This is a genomic window from Acuticoccus kalidii (assembly GCF_021556395.1).
Taxonomy (GTDB): Bacteria; Pseudomonadota; Alphaproteobacteria; order Rhizobiales; family Amorphaceae; genus Acuticoccus; species Acuticoccus kalidii.
The window spans coordinates 1-3,774 of the sequence record NZ_JAKGCS010000002.1 but is presented as its reverse complement, the minus strand read 5'-3'; the positions used below and the strand labels follow the sequence as shown (position 1 = coordinate 3,774).

The 3,774-nt window shown below is 56.9% G+C and carries 5 protein-coding genes; 2 read left to right on the top strand and 3 right to left on the bottom strand.

Going from position 1 to position 3,774, the window contains the following annotated elements; translation table 11 throughout:
- Positions 1-485 (bottom strand): hypothetical protein (locus L1787_RS25865; RefSeq protein WP_304523950.1); only part of this gene is annotated, 485 nt, incomplete at its 3' end.
- Between L1787_RS25865 and L1787_RS25890 the strand changes: the two genes are divergently transcribed.
- Positions 402-578 carry a hypothetical protein gene (locus tag L1787_RS25890; protein ID WP_369415038.1) on the top strand — a complete coding sequence of 59 codons (177 nt, stop codon included), beginning with the start codon at positions 402-404 and terminating at the stop codon, positions 576-578. The two genes, L1787_RS25865 and L1787_RS25890, sit on opposite strands and share 84 nt — an antisense overlap.
- 73 nt (positions 579-651) lie before the next feature.
- Here L1787_RS25890 and L1787_RS00090 read toward each other — a convergent pair whose 3' ends face one another.
- Both L1787_RS00090 and L1787_RS00085 read right to left on the bottom strand, forming a co-directional pair.
- The gene (locus tag L1787_RS00090) at positions 652-1,182 is read right to left on the bottom strand and encodes a hypothetical protein (protein ID WP_235706439.1); all 531 of its coding nucleotides are present in this window, start codon (positions 1,180-1,182) and stop codon (positions 652-654) included.
- Between the two features lie 802 nt (positions 1,183-1,984).
- On the bottom strand, positions 1,985-2,161 hold the full coding sequence (locus tag L1787_RS00085) for a hypothetical protein (RefSeq protein WP_235706438.1): 177 nt from the start codon (positions 2,159-2,161) through the stop codon (positions 1,985-1,987).
- Between the two features lie 475 nt (positions 2,162-2,636).
- On the opposite strand from L1787_RS00085, the gene L1787_RS00080 reads away from it, so the two are divergent.
- A protein-coding gene (locus L1787_RS00080; protein ID WP_235706437.1) for an IS3 family transposase occupies positions 2,637-3,748 on the top strand; the annotation gives its coding sequence in 2 pieces (ribosomal slippage) (positions 2,637-2,892 and positions 2,892-3,748; 1,113 coding nt in all).
- Positions 3,749-3,774 lie beyond the last annotated feature (26 nt).

The window sequence follows — 3,774 nt, the reverse complement described above, 5'->3', positions numbered from 1 at the left end:
CCGTAGGTGAGGCTGCCGACCCGTTTGGCGTCGGCCAGCGGGTACTTCGTCAACACCCCCGCCGGGCTGAGCTCCATGTCGCGCACGAAGAAGGTTGTCTCCGCCGAGCCGCCGGGCGGGGTCACGGTCCGCGCAAAGCGCGCGTCGTCCGGCCCGTAGGCCATCTCGGTGAGGCCGTTCTTGGTGACCCGGCTGACGCGGTTGAGACCGTCCCAGACGATCGTCCGGTTGAGCGCGGCAAAACCCTGGACCGTCTCGAGATTGCCGTTGGCGTCATAGGTGTTTTTGGGAAAGGCGCGTATCGCGACCGCCCGTAGCGCGCCGTCGCAGCCGACTATATGCGCAAGAGCGATGCGCTCGTGGTCTAGAAGCTCGACCGCCTGGCGCGCTCCATGAGGCGGATCATCGAGACGGTCGAAGCCCTTAAGGTCCAGGGCATCGGCTTTCGCTCTCTGACGGAGGCGATCGGCACGAGTTGGCTTCACCGAGGTGGCTTTCGGGTCGCGGTGTCACGATGCGCTCGCACTCCGCTGGCGCGGGCTGAGAACGCCCGCGGCCCGCTGACCCGTCAGTCCTGATCGCTCTCGACTAAACGCGATTTAGTCGACCTGCCATATTAATGGAGGTCATGATTAAAATTCCCTATGGGTGTCAATTTTTAGGCAAGGTTCTCAATAAAAATTCTCGACCATAGTCATGGAATTTGGATACCTCCTCTTCCTTAACGCCGAATTGCCCCCCAAGCCATTTAGTAATTTCATTAATTTCGTTGTCGGGATTGTTGAGATCCCCGAGCATCGAGTAGGTAACCAACCAATAGAAAGCGGCCTCTAAATACGGAACGTTTAAATTATCTCCTGGCGATAAACATAGCTTTCTGACGAAATTCAATATTCTATCAAGCGATTCTAGTTCTGATAAGTGAGGAATTGCGATGCTGTCTATTCCCAACTTCAGCAAATTTATCGCATCATCAATATTGTAACTAGTGAATAGCACCGAAAATGGATAGCTTCGGTCAAGTGACTTGAATCTCATTGCTCCAGAAATGTATTCATTATAGTATAAAGGCTGAATGAACTCCAGAAAGCTTGGGGCTACATTTATGGCGTTTAGCTCGAATTTGACATCCGCCTCCGGGAGGATGAGTATACCTCCATATTGAGAGAGGGTGATGTTCAATCCGAGTGCCTTGCGCAAAGATCCGCATGGGGAGAGTATAGACACCCGCAATGGGACCCCATTTGGATAAGACTCCTCATGTAAAATAATATTAAAGCCATGTTGACGGGCTATAATTTTTATTTTTGGTAAAATGATGTTCCATATTTCTTTGTAATTCACCATTAAAATATACCGAAAGAAAGATTGTTTGCAGATCCACTTAAGCCCATATGGATGTTGATTTCGATATTGTCAGGATTCTCGATGCTTCGATCGAAGATACTGTATTCGTTTATTGCATATTTTCTCAGTTCGCTCTCCGTCAATTCATCTAAGATTTTCTGATTGAGCTGAATTCGACTTGTATTGGTTTTGATTTCAATATTATACATTGCTGCCAAATTGGGGGATAATATCGACCGCCCTTAATTCAGTTTCGACATGCGCGGCGATTTCTTGCCCTGACGCATCATACCCTCTACTTGTCGGTAGCTCAGTACAGCGTCGCGTCCGATCCGACCGATTGCGCTGGGCCACCCTCCCGAGTTTTGATCACCGGGGTATGAGTTATAAGCTGCGACCGCTGCGGCAAACCATTTGATCGCCTCGTAGTCTGGCGGAGGAGGATCAGATTGTGAAGGCTGCTGATCGCCATCGATAGGCGATGGGAGAAAATTGCCTTCGATACCTCTCCGTGGTGGCTGCTCAGCCTGGAGGATTGCTTCTACGAAGGCGGATATTGCCCATTTTGCCGCATCGTAGACGGGTCCCACCGCGCAGGGGTTTTCCCCACCCGGATCTTGATAACCGACCGGATTATTCAACGCATAGGCATACCGATTGATACCGAGGCCTCGGACATCGGGTCGAGCAAATCGGACTGGATGAACCGGGTGATACGGGGATCATAATAGCGCGCTTTGGGGTCCATCAGCGTCACGGCCTCGTCGCAGCGCTCCGACAGGAAGCTCTCCGCCGCCTTGGCAGCAGCGCCCATCTCGTCGTCGGAACGGGCTCATGCTCATCGAGCCCCCTCGGACGTCGGCGCATCAGGCTCGGGCGGCGTGGCGCTTCGGGTGCTCCTCGCTTCCAGGCGCCTCCTCGCGGCCATCTGCTCCTGGCGGTTCAGGTATCAGCGCTCAGCCTCCGTCCATTTGCTTCTGTACCATCTGAAGCGGAATGGGGGCCTGGCTAAACTCATCAGGACCCTTGAAGCTCTGAATGGCGCCCTCTGCGACTTGAAGTTATTTTTCGCGGTATGGAGCGCATCGTTCCTCGGCTTTCTGGCGGGCGAGGCGGCAGTTGGTGTTGAGGCGCAGGGCGGTCCGATTAGTGGACTTGCTCGTGCCTAGCAGTTCCTTGGGCGCTTTCTGGATGTCGACTTAGGTGTCGTGGGCGACCCGAGCTTGATGCTGACGTTGCCCCCTGAAGTGTCCTCGGTCTGAACTGGACTCCGTCGGAAGGAGACGGAGATGAAGAAGAGTCGCTTCAGTGAGGAGCAGATCATCGCGGTGCTGAAGGAGCATTCGGCGGGGATCGGCGTGACAGAGCTGTGCCGCAAGCACGGGATCAGCGATGCGACCTTCTACACCTGGCGCAAGCGTTACGGCGGCATGGAGGTCTCGGACGCTAGGCGACTGAAGGCGCTGGAGGATGAGAACGCTCGCCTCAAGAAGCTTCTCGCCGAACAGATGCTCGATGTCGCGACGCTGAAAGACGCTCTGGGACAAAACTTCTGACGCCCGGCGCGCGGAGAGGCTTCGTGAGCTGGGCTATTGAGACGAAGGGATATTCCCAGCGGCGCGCCTGTGCGCTGATCGGGATGCATCCCAGGACCTACCTCTACCAGTCGCAGCGGTCGGACGACGCGGCCATGCGCGAACGGCTGAAGGCGCTAGCGAACGAGCGGCGCCGGTTCGGCTATCGGCGGCTGCACATCCTGTTGCGACGCGAAGGCATCGAGGTGAACCACAAGAAGCTGTTCCGCGTGTATCGGGAGGAACGGCTGACCGTGCGGCGCCGGGGCGGCCGCAAACGTGCGATCGGAACACGCTCGCCGATGACGCTGCCGCAGGGACCGAACCAGCGCTGGAGCCTCGACTTCGTCTCCGACCAACTCAGCGACGGGCGTCGCTTCCGTGTGCTGGTCGTGGTCGATGACTTCACCCGCGAGTGTCTGGCGCTGGTCGTCGACACGTCCTTGTCGGGCGCCCGGGTGGCGCGAGAGCTCGACAGCCTCATCGCCCAGCGTGGCAAACCGCTGATGGTCGTTAGCGACAACGGCACGGAACTGACCTCCCGCGCCATCCTCGAATGGCAGGAGGATCGCCGCGTCGAGTGGCATTACATTGCCCCCGGCAAGCCGATGCAGAACGGGTTCGTCGAGAGCCTGAATGGCCGGTTCCGAGACGAGTGCCTGAACGAGCACCTCTTCCGCAGCCTGCCGGCTGCTCGCCGCCTCATCGAGGAATGGCGGGCCGACTACAATCACGACCGCCCGCACACCAGCCTCGGCGGCCTCACCCCGAACGAGTTTGCAACCCGGTCCCGACAGGACCACAACACGAACAGAGTCCAGCTATGAGCGGGGACACTTCGGGGGCAACGTCA